The sequence below is a fragment of the Alteromonas sp. ISO5 genome (assembly GCF_058105165.1).
In genome coordinates this window covers 3,363,230-3,383,617 of sequence record NZ_CM176572.1, presented here as the reverse complement: position 1 = coordinate 3,383,617, position 20,388 = coordinate 3,363,230, and the positions used below count along the sequence as shown (strand labels likewise).

General features: G+C 47.7%; 19 protein-coding genes. 4 read left to right on the top strand and 15 right to left on the bottom strand.

The features are described from left to right. Positions 1-6: 6 nt before the first annotated feature. The 6 genes from fliF to AC2T0J_RS15080 all read right to left on the bottom strand — a co-directional run bounded on the left by fliF (position 7) and on the right by AC2T0J_RS15080 (position 7,555). Positions 7-1,695, bottom strand: coding sequence for a flagellar basal-body MS-ring/collar protein FliF (gene fliF, locus AC2T0J_RS15105; RefSeq protein ID WP_489806614.1), 1,689 nt, complete (start codon positions 1,693-1,695; stop codon positions 7-9). A 14-nt stretch (positions 1,696-1,709) separates the two neighbouring features. After that, positions 1,710-2,048, bottom strand: coding sequence for a flagellar hook-basal body complex protein FliE (gene fliE, locus AC2T0J_RS15100; RefSeq protein WP_489806613.1), 339 nt, complete (start codon positions 2,046-2,048; stop codon positions 1,710-1,712). 240 nt (positions 2,049-2,288) lie between these two features. Further along, a complete protein-coding gene (locus tag AC2T0J_RS15095) occupies positions 2,289-3,635 on the bottom strand; it encodes a sigma-54-dependent transcriptional regulator (protein ID WP_296046585.1) in 1,347 nt (448 codons plus the stop codon). 3 nt (positions 3,636-3,638) lie between these two features. Further along, positions 3,639-4,844, bottom strand: a complete 1,206-nt coding sequence (locus AC2T0J_RS15090) for a sensor histidine kinase (protein WP_489806612.1) — start codon at positions 4,842-4,844, stop codon at positions 3,639-3,641. 154 nt (positions 4,845-4,998) lie between these two features. After that, entirely contained in the window at positions 4,999-6,432 is a 1,434-nt protein-coding gene (locus tag AC2T0J_RS15085) for a sigma-54 dependent transcriptional regulator (protein WP_489806611.1), read from the bottom strand. A 322-nt stretch (positions 6,433-6,754) separates the two neighbouring features. After that, a complete protein-coding gene (locus AC2T0J_RS15080) occupies positions 6,755-7,555 on the bottom strand; it encodes a flagellin (protein WP_489806610.1) in 801 nt (266 codons plus the stop codon). Between the two features lie 152 nt (positions 7,556-7,707). Here AC2T0J_RS15080 and AC2T0J_RS15075 point away from each other — a divergent pair, with 152 nt between their 5' ends. After that, positions 7,708-8,163, top strand: coding sequence for an FAD synthase family protein (locus AC2T0J_RS15075; RefSeq protein ID WP_489806609.1), 456 nt, complete (start codon positions 7,708-7,710; stop codon positions 8,161-8,163). Here AC2T0J_RS15075 and AC2T0J_RS15070 read toward each other — a convergent pair. The 4 genes from AC2T0J_RS15070 to AC2T0J_RS15055 are packed head-to-tail and all read right to left on the bottom strand — an operon-like array spanning position 8,146 to position 12,154. Further along, on the bottom strand, positions 8,146-9,285 hold the full coding sequence (locus AC2T0J_RS15070) for a DegT/DnrJ/EryC1/StrS family aminotransferase (protein ID WP_489806608.1): 1,140 nt from the start codon (positions 9,283-9,285) through the stop codon (positions 8,146-8,148). The two genes, AC2T0J_RS15075 and AC2T0J_RS15070, sit on opposite strands and share 18 nt — an antisense overlap. Then, positions 9,285-9,869 (bottom strand): acyltransferase, encoded by a 585-nt coding sequence (locus AC2T0J_RS15065; protein ID WP_489806607.1) that lies wholly within the window; start codon positions 9,867-9,869, stop codon positions 9,285-9,287. Before AC2T0J_RS15065 ends, AC2T0J_RS15070 begins: the two co-directional genes overlap by 1 nt. Next, positions 9,866-10,837, bottom strand: coding sequence for a Gfo/Idh/MocA family oxidoreductase (locus tag AC2T0J_RS15060; RefSeq protein WP_489806606.1), 972 nt, complete (start codon positions 10,835-10,837; stop codon positions 9,866-9,868). Before AC2T0J_RS15060 ends, AC2T0J_RS15065 begins: the two co-directional genes overlap by 4 nt. Before the next feature lie 15 nt (positions 10,838-10,852). Beyond that, complete coding sequence (locus AC2T0J_RS15055) at positions 10,853-12,154, bottom strand: nucleotide sugar dehydrogenase (RefSeq protein ID WP_489806605.1); 1,302 nt, start codon at positions 12,152-12,154, stop codon at positions 10,853-10,855. A 640-nt stretch (positions 12,155-12,794) separates the two neighbouring features. Between AC2T0J_RS15055 and AC2T0J_RS15050 the strand changes: the two genes are divergently transcribed. The 3 genes from AC2T0J_RS15050 to AC2T0J_RS15040 are packed head-to-tail and all read left to right on the top strand — an operon-like array spanning position 12,795 to position 15,548. Next, on the top strand, positions 12,795-13,730 hold the full coding sequence (locus tag AC2T0J_RS15050) for a GNAT family N-acetyltransferase (protein WP_489806604.1): 936 nt from the start codon (positions 12,795-12,797) through the stop codon (positions 13,728-13,730). Continuing rightward, positions 13,731-14,858 (top strand): UDP-N-acetylglucosamine 2-epimerase, encoded by a 1,128-nt coding sequence (neuC, locus tag AC2T0J_RS15045; protein ID WP_489806603.1) that lies wholly within the window; start codon positions 13,731-13,733, stop codon positions 14,856-14,858. It abuts the gene before it with no gap. Between the two features lie 18 nt (positions 14,859-14,876). Continuing rightward, a complete protein-coding gene (locus AC2T0J_RS15040; RefSeq protein ID WP_489806602.1) occupies positions 14,877-15,548 on the top strand; it encodes a PIG-L deacetylase family protein in 672 nt (223 codons plus the stop codon). Positions 15,549-15,582: 34 nt separating this feature from the next. Here the strand turns inward: AC2T0J_RS15040 and AC2T0J_RS15035 are convergent, their stop codons facing one another. From AC2T0J_RS15035 to AC2T0J_RS15015, 5 genes are all read right to left on the bottom strand, one after another. Beyond that, complete coding sequence (locus tag AC2T0J_RS15035) at positions 15,583-16,446, bottom strand: sulfotransferase (RefSeq protein ID WP_489806601.1); 864 nt, start codon at positions 16,444-16,446, stop codon at positions 15,583-15,585. Beyond that, positions 16,439-17,377, bottom strand: a complete 939-nt coding sequence (locus tag AC2T0J_RS15030; protein ID WP_489806600.1) for a Gfo/Idh/MocA family oxidoreductase — start codon at positions 17,375-17,377, stop codon at positions 16,439-16,441. The genes AC2T0J_RS15035 and AC2T0J_RS15030 overlap by 8 nt, the downstream gene beginning before the upstream one ends. 31 nt (positions 17,378-17,408) lie before the next feature. Next, positions 17,409-18,371, bottom strand: a complete 963-nt coding sequence (locus AC2T0J_RS15025) for a Gfo/Idh/MocA family oxidoreductase (protein WP_489806599.1) — start codon at positions 18,369-18,371, stop codon at positions 17,409-17,411. A 210-nt stretch (positions 18,372-18,581) separates the two neighbouring features. Beyond that, on the bottom strand, positions 18,582-19,628 hold the full coding sequence (locus tag AC2T0J_RS15020) for a nucleotidyltransferase family protein (RefSeq protein WP_489806598.1): 1,047 nt from the start codon (positions 19,626-19,628) through the stop codon (positions 18,582-18,584). A 63-nt stretch (positions 19,629-19,691) separates the two neighbouring features. Next, positions 19,692-20,384 (bottom strand): acylneuraminate cytidylyltransferase family protein, encoded by a 693-nt coding sequence (locus AC2T0J_RS15015; RefSeq protein ID WP_489806597.1) that lies wholly within the window; start codon positions 20,382-20,384, stop codon positions 19,692-19,694. Between the last annotated feature and the right edge of the window lie 4 nt (positions 20,385-20,388).

Below are 20,388 nucleotides of genomic sequence, written 5' to 3'. Positions count from 1 at the left end.
CCTTAATTACTCATCCTGCAACAGCCAGCCCTTGACTACCTGTGCAGATAGTTCAGGTTCATTGGCCACCAGTGCACGTACCGCTTTCAACACGTCTTCATCTTTATGCAGATCCGGTAACATCAACGAGCCATCAGGTGCAAAGCCAACCTGCCCCGCATCAAACTCACTGGATAACATGTTAATGGTATCATCACCCAGATCCAATCCTTCATCGGCATCGAATTCATCAGAGCCCTGGCTATCCACCGGATTGATCAGCTTCGACAACATTGGTCTGATGACCGCAAAGATCAGCGTCATAACGACCAAACCGCCCATTACCCATTTAAGTATAGGCATAAAGAAAGGTTGTTCCCAAAGTGGTAATTCTTCCACATCGCCAGCGTCAATTCGGCTAAATGGCATACTGACAACTTCCAGGCTATCGCCACGGGTAACGTCAAAACCAATACCGCCTTGCAATAAGCGACGTATGCTGAGTAACTCTTCCTGACTGCGCGCCTCGCTGGTCACGGTGCCATCTTCGGCGGTGTTTTGCTGGTAGTCCACGGCAACCGACACACTCAAACGACGGATCACGCCGGTTTGCTGCTTGGTATGACTAATGGTGGTGTCCAGTTCGTAGTTACGGGTCGATTCCTTAGTGGTGCGACCGGGCACCGGGGCAACCTGGCCATTACCCACCGCGTTTTCCGGGATATTGGCGTCAAGCGGCGGCTGATTACTGATAGCGCCGGGAATACCCGCTGCTACCGAGCCTACTGAGTTTTCCTCAACCACCATTTCACTGCGCACTGCAGGTAAGTCCGGATTATAACGACGCTGGGTTTGTTCCACCGCGGTAAAGTCCATGCTGACATCAACCTGGGCAGTGTAGTTGCCAATGCCCAGTACCGGAATCAGAATGGCATCGATCTTTTCCTGGTATTCACTTTCTCGCTGACGCTCGATTTCATATTCTTTACGCGCTCTGGCACTTACAGAATTCTGCGATCCCGAGTTAAGTAAGCGGCCGTTGCTGTCGGTTACGGTTACCCTTTCCGGATCCATGCCCTGCACCGCTGATGCCACGATATCAACCACTGCATCCACTTCTTCACCGGTAATCGCCGAACCGCGAGTGGCAGTTAACACAACGGTAGCACTGGCTTTTTTCTCCCGTCGGGCAAACACATTCTCTTTGGGCAACGCCAGCAGGACGCGGGCTTTTTTAATGCTCGCCATATCTTCAATCGTTGCAGCTACCTGCATTTCACGGGCATGCTTCAAGCGTTCCATTTCGACCCGCTGTGAGACCCCAAATCCCATGTCCTGCATGATGATATCACTGCCAGCCTGGTCGGCTTGGGCCAGACCCTCACGGCTCATACCCAGTTTAATTTTCTGATATTCGTCGACCCGAACGTTAACGACATTGCCTTCCAGCTGATATTCAATCTGGTTAGCATCAAGATAATCGAGAGTTTCAATCAGTTCTTCGGTGTCCATCTTAGCCAGCGGACGGAAATCAGGCTCCTGAATAAACAACACCACAAAGATGGCAATGGCCACGCTGATTACCAACACAACAACCAGCGTCATCTGGCGCACCATGTCGGTACTGCCAATAGTGTCCATAAACCCGGATTTCTGCTCGTTATCGGAATCCGCCGCGTCAGAGACGGCCAGATTTGTTCCCGTTGCTTCAGCCACAGTCAGTTACTCCACTACACCGGCATATTCATGATTTGTTTGTATGCTTCAAGCACTTTATTGCGCACCTGCACGGTAGCTTCAAATGCAATCCCCGACTTCTCTTTGGCCAGCATCACTTCGGCCAGACTGAGGGATTTATCACCCATTTCGAAACGCTGGGTCATTTCTTTGGATTCAAGCTGCATACTGTTTACCTTTTCAACAGCATTACCCAGCATCGCGGCAAAATCACTTTTTGACGTATTTAACTCGGTAGTGATTTCAAGATTTTGCTGTGGATTAACGTCCAGACGAGTCTGCGCGATCATAGCCTGCATTTCCTGATACAAACTGTTGGCTTTAACGTCCATAACGGCTCCTGATGTGTGTTGTATGCCTGTCCGATGGTGCCGGATTTATGGCTTTAATTGTACTTACAGCGATCTACAGCAAGGACCAGACCAACTTTTATTATTGTTTAATATCAGAATGTTACGTATCAATGCCAAATTTATGACGGCAATCAGGCACAGGGCCACTGGCTACAAGAGGAGGGATTGCAAACAGGGCGCTGAAATAAGCGCCCTGCAATAGTAGAAAAAACCGTACTATCAGGCCGGTACTTCGATGCCTTGCTCACGCATGCGAGCCAGTTTATAGCGCAATGTACGCGGGCTGATGCCGAGCTTTTCGGCCACGTCCTTGCGTTTACCCTTGCAGGAAGCCAGGGTATCCAGAATGATCTGGTGCTCCTGGTAGCGCAGCTCCGAGCCCAGCCGGCTATCATCTTCTTCATAATCTGCTTCACTGGCAGAAGCAAAGGACTGCCCGCTCATAGGTTCGATCATCAGATCGCTGGCATCAATTACCTCGGATTCACATAGTATCAATGCTCGCTGACAAACATTTTCCAGTTCACGGACATTACCCGGCCAGCCATGCTGTAACAGTTTACTGCGTGCTGACGCACTCAATTTTAACTGCCCTAATCCTTGCTGAGCAGCATGACGATTGATCAGGTGTTCGGCGAGAGGAATAATATCCCCTACCCGCTGTGCCAGTGGCAACCAGGTGATTGGAAACACATTCAGTCGGTAATATAAATCCTCCCGAAATTCGCCCCGGGCCACGGCTTCTTTAAGGTCGCGGTTGCTGGTGGCAATCACCCGCACATCCAGTTCAATGGTTTTGCGAGCACCCAGACGCTCCACTTCTTTTTCCTGCAGGACACGTAATAACTTAGCTTGCAACGCCAGGTCCATCTCGGTGATTTCGTCGAGCAGCAAAGTGCCCCCCTGTGCTTGTTCGAACTTACCAGGACACGCCTGCACTGCGCCGGTAAATGCACCTTTCTCATATCCAAATAAGGTAGCCTCCAGCATATTTTCAGGAATGGCCGCACAGTTAATCGCCACAAAAGGTGACTGACTGCGCTGCGAATTGTCATGGATATAACGGGACAGCACTTCTTTACCCGAACCACTTGGTCCCAACACCATCACGGTTGCCTCTGAGCGAGCTACCTTACGCGCCAGTTGCAGTAATTCCAGGCTGCTACTGTCGCCTACAATGGGTTGTCGAGACTCTACTTTTTGCGCCGGTGCGTAACGTCCAACCAGATTCAACAGCACTTCTGGAGCAAAGGGCTTGGACAAATAGTCCGTCGCGCCGTCGCGCATGGCACTCACTGCGTCATCCACCGTGGCATAAGCTGTCATCAGCAGCACCGGTAAATTGGCATCTTTGCTTTTAATCGCTTTTAATAGCGCCAGGCCATTCATTTCACCCATCTGAATATCACTTACCACGATATCCACAGACTGCTTACTGAGCAGCATAATCGCCTGCTCAGCTGAATCGGCGGCGACCACCTGATAATCAGCCAATAACAGCGTATCTACCAGCGCCTCGCGCAGGCCTGCATCATCTTCGACAATCAGTACGGTTGTTTTAGGCATGAGTTATTCCTCTGGTTGAGTGTCGGCAATCACCATTTCACTGGCAAATGCGCGGGGTAACATAATTGAAAAAGAGGCGCCTTCATCGGCCAGGTTTTCCACTTTAATACGGCCCTGATGTGCTTTGACGACCGATTGCACTACTGCCAGACCAAGGCCGGTGCCGTGCGTTTTGGTGGTATAAAAAGGTTCGAACATTTTGTCTTTCAACGCGTCAGAAATGCCCGGCCCCTGGTCGCTGATGGTGATACACAGCCAGCGATTAAGCACACTGAATTGTACGGTAACATCGCTGCCCTTCGGACTAATCTGACTGGCATTCTGAATAAGGTTAAGTAAAGCCCCCTGCAATGCGGTGAGATTGCCGGTGATCGATGCATTAATATGCTGGCCCTTGAAGACAACAATCTGGTCCTGGCCCTGGGTAATGGTTTGCGCAGTAGGCGCAATTGACTCGTACAACTCTTGAACAGAGATATCATTGACGACCTGTTGCTCACCACTTTTGGCAAACAGCAACATATCATTGACCTGGCTTTCCAGTTCTTTGAGCCTGTCCTGCAGTTTATGCGCAAACTGCACCCCTGATTCGGGCTGGAGGTTTTTGCGGGTCAGATTCGCCGCATACAGCATCGCCGCCGACAACGGCGTACGGATCTGGTGAGCCAGTGAAGCAACCATTTTACCCAGCGAGGATAACCGCTGTAAGTGACTCAAACGCGCCTGCAACTGGCGGGTTTCGGTGAGGTCGGTAAGCACAATCAGCTGACCCGGCTCATTGACCAGCGGGGTAATAGACAGCTTAACCCGACGACCATCAAACAATGACACTTCGTGACCATCGTCGGCCCGAGGTTTAAAAGAGCGGGCAATAATAGATCGCCACAACTCGCCTTCCAACGGTTCGCCAAGCAACAAAGACGCCTGTTCGTTGGCTTGCCTCACATACCCTTTACCATCCAGCACGATAACCCCGGCAGGCATAACCTGTAACAGGTGATTAAGACGGGAGGCTTGTTGTCGTAAGGAGTCGAGTTCCTGCTGCGGTGATTGAGCAGATTCGCGTACCAGCGATAAATCGGCCGGTGCCTGATGACTTTTTGGCGACTTTATCGATACTTCTTCTACGGTATTGGCAACACGACTATTTAATGCCATACATTCCTCGTCAATTTGCAGACACTTGTTGGACTGCCAAGGGTTTTGCATTAGTCGTGCCAGAAATTTAGATTTTAAATTTCAATAAGATAAGTGAATTTTAACGACATTTTTGCTGTCAATATAATGACAAATGTAGGTTCACGGCGATTATCAACAATAAAAGGGCTAACCGAAGGGTTAACTCTTTCTGAGGCCAGCCGTATTAGTCACGCTGAATATTATACTTGCGCATCTTCTCAACCAAAGTGGTTCGGCGCATACCCAGCTTATCCGCAGCCCGGGCTACTACCCATTCCTGCTGATCGAGGGCCTGCTGGATAAGATTAATTTCCAGCTCTGAGAGATACTCTTTAAGGTTTACCCCTTCGTCCGGCAAATAGCCATTGATAGCGGGTTCAGGCTCTGGTGTATCGTCATCATACCCTGCCGACTCGGCAAAGAGTTCGTTGAACGCTTCCCGCTCCAGCACTTCTTCCGGATAATCCGGTTCGAATCGCTCCATGTCACCATACTGATATTTCTGCGGCAGATCCTGTACATCCACAATCTGGCCCGGATACAGTATCATTAGGCGTTCAACCAAATTAGACAGTTCGCGAACATTACCCGACCAGGGGTGTTCCATCAATGAGCTAATCGCTCGCTCGGTAAATTTCACCGGATCAACGCCATCGCCCTGAATGCGGCTGATCAGTTCCTGCAGTAATAATGGAATGTCTTCGCGACGTTCCCGCAGAGCAGGACTATCGATAGGGAAAACGTTAAGACGGTAATATAAATCTTCGCGGAACTTATCCTCGGCAATCATCTTTTCCAGATCGCGATGCGTTGCTGCGATTATTCGTACATCACATTGCAAAGGCCGGTTACCACCCACTCTTTCAAACATTCTTTCCTGCAGAACGCGCAGTAATTTAACCTGCATCTGCAGCGGCATATCACCGATTTCATCGAGAAACAGGGTGCCGCCTTCGGCCAATTCAAAACGCCCTTTACGGGCACCAATAGCGCCGGTAAACGCACCTTTTTCGTGACCAAAAAGCTCACTTTCCAGCAACTCACCAGGAATAGCACCACAGTTTACCGGTATAAACGGCCCATCTTTACGTTCTGACAGGAAATGTACATTACGAGCGACCACTTCTTTACCAGTACCCGACTCTCCCAGAATAAGCACTGTAGCTTCGGTGGGGGCAACTTGCTCCACCAAGCGGCGGACACCCTGAATTTGCTCGCTTTTCCCCACCAGACTACGGAATAACCGTGTTTTGGTAGGTACAGCCCCGTTGCGTACCGGGTGGCTACGAATGTATTCCTGGCAGCGATGTATTGCCTGAGTGAGCGAAGGGTACGTAATTGGTAAGGTAATATGACCAACCAGATTGCCTACATTTAAACTGGGCTGATCTGCCATATTTAGCGCAACAAACGGATGCTGAGGATAATTTTTGATCAGCGAAAGGGCGTCATTGCCTGTCTCAACATCGAGGATCACCGCAATGGGTAATTTATTTTCCAGCAACGTTCGCGCTTCAGACACCGAAAGTGAAACACACGGCTCCCCTAAAAATGTCAGGATCGTGTGCAGATTCTGTTTTAATGCATTGTTATCACTAACAAGCAATATATCCTTCATTCAGTCCCCAAACGCTATTGTTATATTTACTAGTTTATACCAAACCACGATTTTGTGTGCGCGACTGTCAAAAATCGGACACAATTTTTACCAACATCAACATTCCAACCTTCCGGGCTGGTCAATATTAAATGATTGGCAGCAATGCAGCCTGGCGGCCGACACCAAGGGTTGATATTACCGATTTGCATAGCTCAGTATGCAATTTGGTAAAGAGCGCTGTCGCAATTGTAGCTGTAAGAATGTGAATCGCAATGAAAAAAGCAGAATATTGGCAATAAAAAAGGCAGGTAAACCTGCCTTTGTTGTAAATTTGTGCGATTTAGTTATTCAACAAACTCAATACCTGACCCTGTTGCTGGTTAGCCTGCGCCTGAACAGTCAGTGCCGCCTGGTTTTGCACATCATTGGCTGCCTGCTGAGAGCTGGCCTGTGCATAATCCGTATCCTGAATACGACTTCGAGCTGCCGCCTGATTCACATTGGTTTCGGTAAGGTTACGTGCAGTAGACGCAAACTGGTTTTGTACTGCGCCTAACTCACCGCGGGCACCATCCACTGTTTCAATAGCGGCGTCTGCTGCGGCCAGTGAATCTTCCAGTGATTGCGAAGTTATGTCTACAGAGAGAACGCCCGACAACTCGCTGCCGATATCACGGGTGCCTACACTTATTTGCTGACCCGCCTGACTGCCTACCTGAAAATCAATTGAGCCACTATCCGACAACAGGGGCTTACCAGCGAACTCGGTTTGTTCAATGGTCTGGGAGATATTCTGCTGTAGTTGTGATATCTCTGACTGGATAGCCTGACGATCGGCGTCATTGAGAATACCGCTGCCTGATTGCAGCGTTAACTCACGAATACGGTTAACGTCGTTATTTATGCCTTCCAACCCGCTTTCTGCAACCTGGGCAAGCGAAATACCATCATAGGCATTGTTCACAGCCTGACGACCGCCTTCAACTTCAGACGTCAAGCGGTCGATAATTTGCTGCGCGGCAGCGCCATCTGCAGCACTATTGATTTGCTTGCCTGACGCCAACTTTTCAGACAATTTATCCTGGCGCTGCTGGACTTGTTCAAGCAACGACAATGGCTTATCTGCATTAAAGTTAATCATACCTTTCACCTCTCGTGTAAGTTTAGCATTTGTACAAACATTAGCCAACCTAAAGCATCACCTGATAACGCCGATAATGTATGAACAAAGATACCTATGTATACTCTTGAAACAAGCTAACCGGCTCAGTAATTTTAAGGAATCCAGCTAACATGAAAACTGTTGTTACCTATGGCACTTTTGATCTTTTCCATGTTGGCCATGTCAGATTACTTAAGCGCCTGAAATCGCTGGGAGACAAACTGGTGGTCGGATTATCTACCGACGAATTTAATCTGATGAAGGGTAAAAAGACCATCATACCTTTCGCCGATCGCCGGGAAGTCCTTTTGGCATGCCAATACGTGGATGATGTGTTTGAAGAAAATAGCTGGGAACAAAAACGAGAGGACTTAATCAGAGAGCAGGCCACCATTTTCGCCATGGGTGATGACTGGGCCGGTAAATTTGATGGCTTACAGGACATCGTAAAAGTACTCTACCTGCCTCGCACCCAGGACATTTCCACTACCGAACTGAAAACTGTTATGAATCAAATTAACGATGAGAAACTGCGGGAAATCCGCAATGTAGCTTCTCACCTAAATGCGTTAATCGAAAAGTTCTGACAGCGTATTTTGTAGCGCGACAATCACCCGTTCTACCTCCTCATCAGTGAGGTACGGATGCATAGGAATACTAAAACAACACGCCGCTAACGACTCCGCTACCGATAAATCACTCAATGGTAGCGCTGCGTTGGTAAAAGCCGACTGCTGGTGCATACAGGTGGCATAGTAGATAGCGGTAGGAATTTGTTGATGCTGCAAAAGGTGCTGCAGCCTGCTGCGATTGACTGATTGGGCCTGCAGGGTGTATTGCGCCCAACTGCTTGTCACGCCCTTATGGCAGACAGGGGTCATCACCAATGGGCTATTTGCCAGCCCGGCAGCGTATAATCGGGCAACGTGCTGGCGTCGCTCAAGCTCTGCTGGAAACAGCGCTAATTTTTCGAGCAGGACAGCCGCCTGCAAGGTATCCAGACGGCTATTCATGCCGACTCTGACGTTATCGTATTTGTCTGCCCCTTTACCGTGTACACGCAGCGATTTTACCAGCGCCGCATAATCATCATTATTGGTAAACACGGCACCACCATCGCCATAACAACCAAGGGGTTTGGCCGGGAAAAAGCTGGTCGTGGCAATGTCACCAAAACTACCGGCTCGTTTACCATTTCGCTCGCCGCCAAATCCCTGGGCCGCATCTTCAATGATCCGTAGATTGTGCTCTTTCGCTATGGCCTGAATATGTTCGTAGGCTGCCGGCTGGCCAAACAAGTCAACTGCCACAATCGCTTTCAATTTTAATGCTGAGCTGGCATGCACCTGGCGGATGGTAGTCGCTAACTTCTCGCTATCCAGATTAAAGGTACGCGGGTCAACATCGGCAAACACCGGCGTCGCTCCAACAAAAGCCACCGCTTCTGCTGAAGCAAAAAAAGTAAAGGTGGGCACTATCACGGCATCGCCCGGCCCAATGCCCATAGCCATCAAGGCCAGTTGTAGGGCGTCGGTGCCATTGGCACAGGTAATTGCGTGCTTTACTCCAACATAATCCGCTAATTGTAATTCAAGTTCGCTGACTTCCGGACCCATGATGTACTGGCCATGGTCAAGCACGCCGGCGATTCGTTGATCAATGCGCGTTTTTGCAAACTCGTACTGGGCTTTAAGATCGATAAACTGCATCAAAGGTTTACCTTGCTGACCTGGCCACCCGATAAACGATACGTAATCTGCTGATGAGAGCAGACCGCCTGAGCATCACCGGACAAGGGCAAGTCGAGACGCTCGCCAAACTCACTCATCCAGCCTATTTGTCTGGCGGGTACACCAACCATTAATGCGTAGTCAGGCACGTCACGCTGGACAACTGCACCAGCACCGATAAACGCAAAGCGCCCTATAGTTACTCCGCATACGATGGTGCAATTAGCTCCCAGTGTCGCACCGCTTTTCACTAACGTGTCACGATATTCATCTTTACGGGTAATGGCGCTGCGTGGATTGTATACATTGGTGAAGACCATGCTTGGCCCGCAGAACACGTCATCCTCCAGGGTGACATTATCGTAAACCGACACGTTGTTCTGAATTTTACAGTTATCGCCAATGACCACCGCGTTACCAACAAACACGTTTTGCCCCAATGAGCATTGCCTGCCTATAACCGCCCCCGCGCAAACATGAACAAAATGCCAGATCCTGGAACCTTCACCTATTTGCGCGCCTTCATCAACAATGGCAGATGGATGGGTATAACTGTCGGTCATAGCGACGCCATCAATTGTTGCAAACAAGGATGGGCGCGTGATGGGGCCGCTTCGACTACGTTGCCCCGTTGAATCTCGCTCACTGTCGTTACGCAATGCCTGGCATCTTCGATACCATAGCCCCGCCCGGCCAGTATTTCCTGATAGCTAACCGTGTGCAGGTCGGTAAACCCCTGGGAAAATTCAATCTCTTCGCCATCGACCGTTATCGAACGATAGGTGCTTTGCTGGCCTTTGACTGAATCGGGCAGATCATCCGCGTCAATAGACAAAAACCACGGCACCCGGGCTTTATCATATTCCAGATAACCGCAGGCTTTTTTATCATCAGCATAATAGAGTTCATTACACACCAGTTCACCGAACATAAAATGCAACATGTCAAAAAAGTGCACGCCAATATTGGTCGCTATACCGAAAGACTTTCTTGGATCGCCTTTCCAGCTTTCCAAGTACCATTTCCCACGGGAGGTAATATAGGTTAACTCTACATCGTATTTTCCGTCACGCACTTGGCGCTGTACCTTGTCTTTAAGAGCCAGAATGGCGCTGTGGTGGCGTAACTGTAAAATGTTAAACACCTTGCGGCCGGTCTCCTGCTCGATCAGACTTAGATCATCAAGCAGCTCAATGCTCGGGACCAAAGGCTTTTCACAAATGACATCACACCCCAGACGCAATCCAGCAGCGATATGGGCATGGTGTAAGTAGTTAGGCGAGCAAACTGATACATAATCGAGCTGCGTTTCAGGCTCCCGCTTCAGTTTGTAGGCATAATCGTAAAACCGCTCAAATTCAGTAAAAAACTCACTCTGTGGAGAGATACTGTCGATTATGCCCACCGAATCGTTTTTGTCGTAACACACCGCCAAATGATTACTCGTTTCTTTAATCGCTTTCATGTGGCGCGGGGCGATGTAGCCGGAAGCGCCGATTATGGCAAAATTTTTAATAATAGGCATGCTCATGCTGAAGTCATTCTTTTAAGCTTTAATAACAGTGGGTAACGGCGCTTTATACTGCCCGCGCGTATCAATAATCAGCTTACTGTGCCGTGCAATTAAATCATAGTCAAAAGCATCGTGAGCGGTGGCCAGTACCACCGCATCGTAACCGGCTAGGGTGTCGGCAGTTAACTCAACACTACTCAACGCAAAATTGTACTTTCTCACTTTTGGCAGGTGCGGTACGTGAGGATCGTTGTATTCTACCCTGGCGCCTTTATGCAACAGCATATCCAGCAGCGCTAGCGACGGCGATTCGCGCATATCATCCACATTCTTTTTATAAGCCATCCCCAATAGCAGGATACGACTGCCATTAATGGCTTTTTTATGCTGATTCAGGGCATCCGCCACTTTATCGACCACCCACAATGGCATCGCTGAGTTGACCTCACCCGCCAGTTCAATAAACCGTGTATGCACGCCGTATTCCCGCGCTTTCCAGGTTAAATAAAACGGATCAATAGGTATACAGTGCCCCCCAATACCCGGTCCGGGGTAATACGCGGTAAAGCCAAAAGGTTTTGTTGCCGCAGCATCGATGACCTCATGAATATCAATGCCCATTTTATCGGCCACGATTTTCATTTCGTTGACTAGACCGATATTAACGGCGCGGTGAATATTTTCCAGCAACTTGGTCATCTCTGCGGTCTGGGTGGATGACACCGGTACCACCTGATCCACCGCTTTTTCATACAATGCGATGCCCTGTTGTAAACACGCAGGGGTGCAACCGCCTACCACCTTGGGAATAGTTTGTGTGGAATACTGCGCATTGCCGGGGTCCTCCCGCTCGGGCGAATACACCAGATATATATCAGTACCTACGACTAAACCACGCGCTTCGATAATAGGTTTTAGCTCTTCATCGGTTGTGCCAGGATAAGTGGTGCTCTCAAGGGATAGCACCTGTCCCTGGCGTAAATAAGGCACAATACTGTGCATGGTATTAAGCACATAACTCAAATCCGGTTCACGATACTTATTCAGCGGTGTGGGCACACACAAAATAACCGCATCGCACTGACTGATCAGCGAAAAATCCATGGTGGCATAAAAACCGCTGGCCACCATCTGTGCAACCCTTGCATCAGCGATATGCTCAATCCGAGTGGTCCCGCGATTAAGTTCAGCCACCACACCGTCGGCAATATCAAAACCAATTACCTGACTGCCTAATTCGGCATATCGCAGTGACAAGGGAAGTCCCACATAACCTAAGCCAACTACTCCAATTCGAGCCTGGGTGATATCAGACAGTGTATCAGTTGCCATCATTTACTCCGCTTGAGGCAGGTTTCCCCATTAAAAGGGCGTTAAGCTGCCGTTTTATTCGGCGAACACTTCGTTATCGGCAGCATTTGCAAAATCGTAAAGTGCAAGTGTAACAAGGATAAACTCAGAGCGTTATCGCAAGCGCTGCAGGAAATCACTCTTTTAAAACTAAAACGCCCGGTGATTCTGGTTAAGAATCACCGGGCGTGGAGCGATATAGCAGGCTTACATCCCAAACAAAAACTTAAAGGTATCTGTAAAAAAAACACTGGCAATAAAGCAAAAGACCAGGTCTTTTTCCTGCAACGATTAACGTTGTAAATTTTTTGTTATTTAAAACCTGTAACAATTGCTCAAATACTCATTTTCGGTCGCTGAACCACAAATATGATGTAATAGTTATTACACTTTTCATCAGCTGTTTTATAACAGCTCATGTAGCGTCAGGGACTAAGCGTAATAAAATGGCTAAATGCACACCAGTACCTGTATATAAATGATTTATTTAAAGTAACACTTACATTTAGGGTACGCTATACTGATTCGGACAGATTCACCAATTCCTGCCTCACTATGATAAAGCAGAACGACGTAATTAAAATATACTAAACAGAGCGGGAATTCTTACTCACCAGGATGCGCCATGAAAATACAGTATTATTTTAATCAACCACTTGAAGTTTCGTGTATTAAAGACACTTTTGAAGCAAGCTTTAAGCAACAGTTAAGCGCTGAATACTGGCGCTGGCGATTTTTATCTAATCCCGTGTCAGATAAAGTTTATATTGCCTATTGTATGGACGGAGACATCCTGGCGGGTTATTACGCTGTCTCACCAGTACGTCTAAACGATGGAAAGCGTTCTCACATGATTGCCCATTCCAACATGACAATGACCCACCCTGATTATCAGGGACAAGGCCTGTTTAAATTGCTGTCGGATGGCATTTTTAAAGAACTCAGCAACGATGGCTTTATAGGCGTATATGGATTTGCCAACCATAATTCCCATTATGGATTTCGCAAGCATATGAACTGGCAGGATCTTGCAGCCCTAAGTAATTTCAGCCTGGATAAGAGCCAATTAAAGAAGCAGGTGACAGACTATGAAGTCAAAGGAGCAGTACTCAATGCCGACATCTACAATACCACGCCCTGGATAGCTAACGCCCGGTATTGTTTTAACCGAGACGATAACTACTTTAAATGGCGCTTTATTGACTGTCCGAATCAGTACAGCATGCTGCAGGTTTCAACAAATGATCAGGTTGTGGCAAATGTTGTTTATAAGGAATATCAGGGAGCGCTGGACGTGATGGAGATCTACTTTCGCGGGTCTGACATCGACCTCCTTACTGTTTGGGGTTCGATTGCCACAAAAGTATTCGAAATGGGATTTAGCAGTATTAATATATGGTCTAATTTGCATACCGATGAACACCTCGCATTGGAGAGGGTTGGCTTTACTGAACGCACATTTGCCACATATTTAGGCGTAATTCCATTTAAAAACTGCCCTGTCAAAACCGATAATATTCGGGACTGGCATTATCGCTTTGCCGATTCGGATGTGTATTAAGTGGCCAAAAAAGTTCTCGCATTTACTGCCATTCGGTCGGACTATGATTTGTTATCCGGGGTATATAAACTGCTTAACAAAGATACCGCTATCGACTTCCGACTACTTGTCTCAGGTGCTCACCTGTCCAGGGTATTTGGCTATACAGTAACGGAAATTGAAAAGGATGGCCTCGATATTCTACTCCGCATTGAATCACTGCTTAACTCAGATTCACCACAAAGCCGGATTAAATCAGGTAGTCTTTTACTGCAAAACGCTATCGATGTGGTGGCATCTTTTGCCCCTGATTTGATCATCGTCTGCGGTGATCGGGAGGATGTCTTAATCGGATCAACTATCGGGGCATACCTTGGTATTGAAGTCATGCACTTTTTTGGCGGAGATCAAAGCGAGCATGGCTTTGTTGATAATAAAGTCAGGCGTGCCACATCGATGTTATCCGACTATCACATGGTCACGCTAAACAGCCATCGCGACAGACTCATCGCTATGGGAATCCCCGCAGGGAGAATTGTGGTTATTGGCAATCCCGCATTGGATAGATTTACTACTTCAGGAACGTACAGCAGAGGTCAACTGGCTCAAAAATTTGGCTCAGACATGATTGACAATGACTATGCTTTGGTTATTTTTCATCCCTTTGCCGAGGAAGATTATTCTATTACCGAACAAATTTCTAACCTTGTGTCGGCATTGAAACAAAGCAGACTCAAAATATTTATCAGCTATCCTAATGTCGATCCGGGCAACGAAGAAATTATCTCAGCGATTGCTCAACTAGCACATGAGCCTGGTTTTTATGTATACGAGAATCTGTCACGGAATGAGTTTATTTCTCTGTATAAAAACGCCAGTGTGATTATAGGTAACTCTTCATCTGGCATTCTGGAAGCAGCCACTGTGAGGTTACCTGTGGTAGACATTGGTAAACGTCAACTTGGCCGTGAACGCGGCGCGAATGTAATAGAATGTGACTGTTCAAAGAAGGCTATCATCACTGCAATTAATGCCGCCTGCGCCGATGAGTTTCGTCAATCAATTGCTGAAATTGAAAACTTGTACGGTGATGGTCATAGCAGTCATCGCGCTTATCAACAGATCATTGCAGTTCTTCACTCACAGTAAAATTGGAATATTATTAATATGCGTAAAGTACTTGTAGTTGCGGTACACCCTGATGATGAAACACTGGGTGCAGGAGGCTCGCTATTAAAACATATTGCTAATGGCGATGAGGTGTACTGGCTGATTGTTACCAAGGCAAGTACTTCACTTGGGTTTACTGATTCATTTATTCGAGCCAGAGAACAGCAAATAGCAGCGGTAAGTGCCGCCTATGGCTTTTGCCAAACCATTGAGCTTGGGATACCAACCACACAGGTCGATCAGATATCTAGGTCACAATTGGTTCAGCAAGTTTCTAATGTAATAAATGAAGTAAAACCAGAAATAATGTATGTACCGTTTTATGCAGACGCTCATACCGATCACAGAGTCACTTTCGAAGCACTAAGCTCAACATTTAAAAGTTTTCGTTATCCTTTCATTAAACGGATACTGATGATGGAAACCCTGAGTGAAACTGAGAACGCTTTTCCTGCTGAACGCTTGAGCTTTACTCCAAATTACTTTATCGACACCTCTGAGTATCATGATAAAAAACTAGCCATACTCAGCCTGTATGAATCAGAAGTTCAGCAGGCTCCCTTTCCCCGTAGTATTGAAGTTGTCAGCGCATTGGCCACTGTTAGAGGAAGCTTTATAAATACCCACAAAGCAGAAGCATTTTCTTTAATCAAACACATCGAATCCTGATCTGCACATTGTTCGAGTGATTACCTGCTCAGGTTTATCTCAGGTATCCGAGTCGGCGCATGTTTTCCGCACATGTTGCAGCGACCAGTTCTGTGCTTTGCTCGTCGATGGCACTTTTTCTAATCATCAGACTTTTATCCACTGCGTCGAGCTTTTTATTAAAGCTGGAATTACCGTGCCATTCACATCCATAGTCACTCAGATGTTGGATACCGGCTTGAATTTCGATTCCTAAGAAATTACTGATTCGAACACAGGTTGATTGCTTTTCATTGATAAAATCTTCAAAGCGAATAACCAATAAGTCATCACAAGCATACTCAAACAAACGGTCTGCGCCCCGATTCCAGGACTGAACATAGGCTTCGATTTTATTTTTAAACGCGCCACCTTTAAAGTTTACGCTGCTTATCGACGCCACACAGTGAATGGGATTTCGCACAATAGCGATAGCTTTGCCTTTAACCTGCGAAATAAAAGGGCCGATATTGTGCTCACAGGCAGTGACCTTGGCCCCCGCATACACATCACCCGGGTTAGCCATTTGCGCACAGCACTGCTCCACCAGTACTTTATAATTGACCTGTTCAGCCTTTTGCAAACATATGCGGTACTTTTCGGCCAGGTTAGTCCGTTGTGCATCGCTAAGATTTTTGGCATTCAGGATGGTTGCCAGGTTGGTCTCCAGTTCCTGCTGAATTAAATTAACAGTGTCTTGACTTATGGTTTTCTCATAATCTAACGGATGGATAATGCCATGCTGATTACGAAACAGTACCGTGGCGCGATCTCGGTGCACCGAAATATCTGCCTGAGCGTTAAGAAAATTAGCCAACAAGGTAGTGCCGGAGCGCATCTGACCGCACACTAGTAGTGGCGTCGAAGCGGACTTAATCACGGGTATATCCTGCCATCTGATAGTAATATTCCATGTTTTCAGCCTGTTCACTGGCACGGCACAAGCGTGTGCTGTCATTATCAATAAAGGCTTTCACCTGCAGATACACACCCGGCTTAAACTTCTCATCATACCAATACGTCATGTCGCAGGACGCAATAGCGACTGAGCCGGTCTGCTGAATTTGCAGCTTTTCCATTGGCCGGAAAATATAGCGGTGATGTTTGGTTAAAAATTCAAGGCTCCAGCGCCCCGGCGCATCCCAGTTGCCGGTGTAGGCAAATAGCGCCCCCTGCGCGGTAACGCCAGCCCCGGCAAAGTTGGTACTGGCCTGATGCCAGTCCGCCGAGCCAGCGGTAAAACAGCTTAGCTGAGCAGGCTTACCGCCAATAAAAAAAGCCAAATCCACCACGTGAGAAGTATTGGCCACAAACATTTTATTAAGAACCGCGGTAGATTTTTGCACCCGAGTGACCACACTCGCCCATTCTGTGAGCTCGTAATTAAGAGATGTCAGCCCGCCATCCTCGGCAATGCGCCGCTCAGCTTCCAGTACCGATTCATAAAAGCGTCGGTTATACGCAATAAAAATCGCCGCCTGGTTTTCCAGTTCAGCTAGCCGCAGGGCTTCACTTATCGTCAGCGCAGCCGGTTTTTCAACCAGGATGCGGGGCACGCCAACATTTACCAACAGCTCGGTATTTGCAGCCAGCGAGGTTACATCCGTAGCTACGATTGCATGGGTAGGCAGCGCTGGCCCGGTGTTAAGATACGTCTGCAAGCCGCCGCTTATTGCCGCTTCGCCGGTGGCGTTAGCAAAGCTCTCGGCCGATGTTGTGCTGCGGGTAATACAGGTAAATGGCACCTCCTGTGCGAGTAATACTCTGGCATATTCGATTGCCATATTACCGGCACCAATTAACCAAACCATTAAATTCCCCTTTTATTGCGAGCTTTGACTATTAAGAGATTGGGCAAACGCTCAGTTTATTGTCCAGATGCTGCTGAAAATGACCGGTTAAAACACCAAGATAAACTTTATGAATGACCGCAGATTCGCCGTACACCGGTAACCAACTATCGCCTCGTTCTAATATATCGGCAGCAACGATATGAGTTAACTGACTTTGCGGGCTCAGACTAAACGCCATTACTTGCGTGTGACCGCTTAGCTTATCAGCAATAACCGCACTGCGGTTTGTTTCACTGATTTGTACCGACCAGTGTGGCGACTCAATCTTAACTTCAACCGATACTGCTTCTGTATCGTGACACTGAATAACCGCCTGGCCTTTTGCCGAATTGGCGTTCAAGCTGCCAAATACCTCATAGCAGCCTTTACGTTTAGTCGGCTCACAGTTTGGTTGCAGATTAGCGCCTATTTCCAGCGATGCATACTCACCGGTAAGAAAAGCAAATAAATCCATAAAATGAATACCATTGCAGGCCAGCCCCCAAGCACTGCCCGCCACACTGAACTCAATATTATTCTCATTGGTAAATAAGGTTTTTAACCGTTGGTACGCCGCATTCTGGCGCCGAGCGCAATTCACCCAGGCGTTGATGCCATGCCGCGCAAGTAGCTCTCCGGCCCGAGCAATGTGCACAGCGCTTTGAAACAGCACTTTTTCAAACAGGATATTAGCGACTGTATTGCTATTCACCAGTGTGTCGAATACGGCAAAGCGGACATCAGCGTTGGTGGCAATAATAGCTAAATCAAAATGCAACCCTTGGGGCATCTGAGTAGTAAATGCCAGTGTAACCTTGCCCAGGGTCGTTTCCTGCGCGCGCTCGCGGGCCATGGCTAACGACGCTTCACTGGGGTCGACCACCGTAATGCTCCAGGCCTCCTCCAGTAAAGTTAAGGCTTGTAAATGCCGACTGCCAATCTGGCCAGCACCAATAAGAAGTAGTTTTTTCACGGTTAAGAATTGTCTTTAAATGCTATCTTTGAGTAGATTCCCACGGGCATGCCCGTGGTACTTACGGTTACAGCTTACAGCTGATGCAAAACGCAAAGCTTCACAATGTTCCAAAGTTACGCAATGCGTTTTGCTTGTTCTCATTCATCCACGGGTTAACCCGTGGTGTTCTGTTACTTCGCAACCGAGCACATAAAAAGCGCTGAGTAACTACAGCGCTTTAATATCAAGCTGGGCCTGATTGAAATCATCGATGCGGCCAATATCCAGCCAGTAATCTTTTATCTTATAGGCCTGCACGTTCCATTGGCGTTTGATGCACTCTTCAAACAGCGTGGTCATATCCAGCTTATTCGCATCGATAAGTTCGTTAACCACTTTGGCCGACAGTACATAAATACCGGCATTTACCGAATAGTTGTATACTGGTTTTTCCCTGATGGTCTGAATCGCATTACCGTGGGTTTCAATCACACCATACGGAATCTGCGAGACATATTCGCGCACACACATGGTGGCATCGGCGCCCTTTTCGTTATGAAACGTAAGCACTTCCTCAAAATCCACATTGGTCAGGATATCACCGTTCATGACAATTATATCGGTACTGATGGCACCCTGCGGCAGTAACGACAACGCGCCGGCGGTTCCCAGGGGGTTGGACTCGTGCAGGTATTTAATTACCACATCCCATTTTTCGCCAGAGCCAAAAAAGCCTCGGATTTTGTCGGCCATATAATGGGTCGAAATGTAAAACTGTTTAAACCCGGCATTAGCAAAGTTTTTCAGCGTAGTTTCTAAAATCGGCTGTTCGCCAACCTTGAGCAGCGGTTTAGGGCAGTTGTTGGTTAACGGGCGCAGACGCACCCCTAACCCACCAGCCATTAACAACACCGGCGTTTCAAGCTTTTTCTTGTAAAATAAATCGTGCACAGAGACCAGACCACACAGCTGGTTCTTGGCATTCACCTTGGGGATTGCCACCAGCTTATAGCGGGTCATGAGATCGGTTATAAATTCCCGGCTGTCAGCCTCGGTAACCGTAATCGGCTTCTGGCTCATGATCCGGGCCACTTCAACATGCATGGAAATGTTATTAAGCATGGCCCGGCGAATATCACCGTCGGAAACAATACCCAGCAACGTCAGCTCATCGTCTACAACGAGTGCGACTTTGAGCGCGGTATCGTTAATCACACTCAATACCGAATGAATAGAATCGCCAGGCTGAACACAAGCGTTGCGCCAATCTATCATTTTTCTATCCTTCCCAATTAGTTTCATCACATACACCGCTTATCGGCTGCCAGCTCCAAACATTTAGCCTTGTTGATGGCTAAGCACAGCCTGTGCCAGATAGAAGTCGTAAATATCATCAATATCAATGGCGCTCGTTTTATCCACCTGTATGGAAGTCACTGAGCCGTCGAATAATCCATTTGCGGACGTAATAAATTCTGGTGTTGTGACATAAACCACTGGCACAATATCGTAAACAATTGGTGCATCCTGGCGACGAAAAACGTCACCCGTTGGTTGATTAACCAAGGTTGCTAAGCCATGGTCGTCTAACCTGACCATATTAAAGTAAGGATTGCGATTCGTTTCGGCTATTGTAATACAGATATCAGCCTCAGCCTGCTCATACTGGATAAGCGCACTCTTAACATCCTCAGCTTTACGCAGCGGACTGGTAGCCGGAAGGCTGACAAAGCGATCAAATGGCCCGACATGCTCGGTGACCCAGGTTACCGCATGGCGCCATGCATCCCACTCTTTTGCTGTATCTGTTGCCAGAGCTGCTGGACGCTCAATCAACGTTGCCGCTGTTGTTTTAACCACCTCTGCAATATGACCGTCGTCGGTAGATACATATACCGCATCGAAATCGGGCAAGCTCAGGGCCATTTCGACGGCATATAAAATCAGCGGTTTACCGTTAAGTGGTTTAATATTTTTGCCGGGTAAGCCTTTGGAGCCACCACGGGCAAATACAAATGCGTAGGTTTTCATGGTT

Excerpts from the sequence above, each read along its gene's own strand:
- AC2T0J_RS15090 (WP_489806612.1), bottom strand. The coding sequence starts at position 4,844 with ATGCAAAACCCTTGGCAGTCCAACAAGTGTCTGCAAATTGACGAGGAA.
- AC2T0J_RS15030 (WP_489806600.1), bottom strand. The coding sequence starts at position 17,377 with ATGGTTTGGTTAATTGGTGCCGGTAATATGGCAATCGAATATGCCAGA.
- AC2T0J_RS15055 (WP_489806605.1), bottom strand. The coding sequence starts at position 12,154 with ATGATGGCAACTGATACACTGTCTGATATCACCCAGGCTCGAATTGGA.
- AC2T0J_RS15085 (WP_489806611.1), bottom strand. The coding sequence starts at position 6,432 with ATGAAGGATATATTGCTTGTTAGTGATAACAATGCATTAAAACAGAAT.
- AC2T0J_RS15020 (WP_489806598.1), bottom strand. The coding sequence starts at position 19,628 with ATGATAGATTGGCGCAACGCTTGTGTTCAGCCTGGCGATTCTATTCAT.
- AC2T0J_RS15050 (WP_489806604.1), top strand. The coding sequence starts at position 12,795 with ATGAAAATACAGTATTATTTTAATCAACCACTTGAAGTTTCGTGTATT.
- AC2T0J_RS15015 (WP_489806597.1), bottom strand. The coding sequence starts at position 20,384 with ATGAAAACCTACGCATTTGTATTTGCCCGTGGTGGCTCCAAAGGCTTA.
- AC2T0J_RS15040 (WP_489806602.1), top strand. The coding sequence starts at position 14,877 with ATGCGTAAAGTACTTGTAGTTGCGGTACACCCTGATGATGAAACACTG.
- AC2T0J_RS15065 (WP_489806607.1), bottom strand. The coding sequence starts at position 9,869 with ATGACCGACAGTTATACCCATCCATCTGCCATTGTTGATGAAGGCGCG.
- AC2T0J_RS15080 (WP_489806610.1), bottom strand. The coding sequence starts at position 7,555 with ATGATTAACTTTAATGCAGATAAGCCATTGTCGTTGCTTGAACAAGTC.
- AC2T0J_RS15060 (WP_489806606.1), bottom strand. The coding sequence starts at position 10,837 with ATGAGCATGCCTATTATTAAAAATTTTGCCATAATCGGCGCTTCCGGC.
- AC2T0J_RS15075 (WP_489806609.1), top strand. The coding sequence starts at position 7,708 with ATGAAAACTGTTGTTACCTATGGCACTTTTGATCTTTTCCATGTTGGC.
- fliE (WP_489806613.1), bottom strand. The coding sequence starts at position 2,048 with ATGGACGTTAAAGCCAACAGTTTGTATCAGGAAATGCAGGCTATGATC.
- AC2T0J_RS15070 (WP_489806608.1), bottom strand. The coding sequence starts at position 9,285 with ATGCAGTTTATCGATCTTAAAGCCCAGTACGAGTTTGCAAAAACGCGC.
- AC2T0J_RS15095 (WP_296046585.1), bottom strand. The coding sequence starts at position 3,635 with ATGCCTAAAACAACCGTACTGATTGTCGAAGATGATGCAGGCCTGCGC.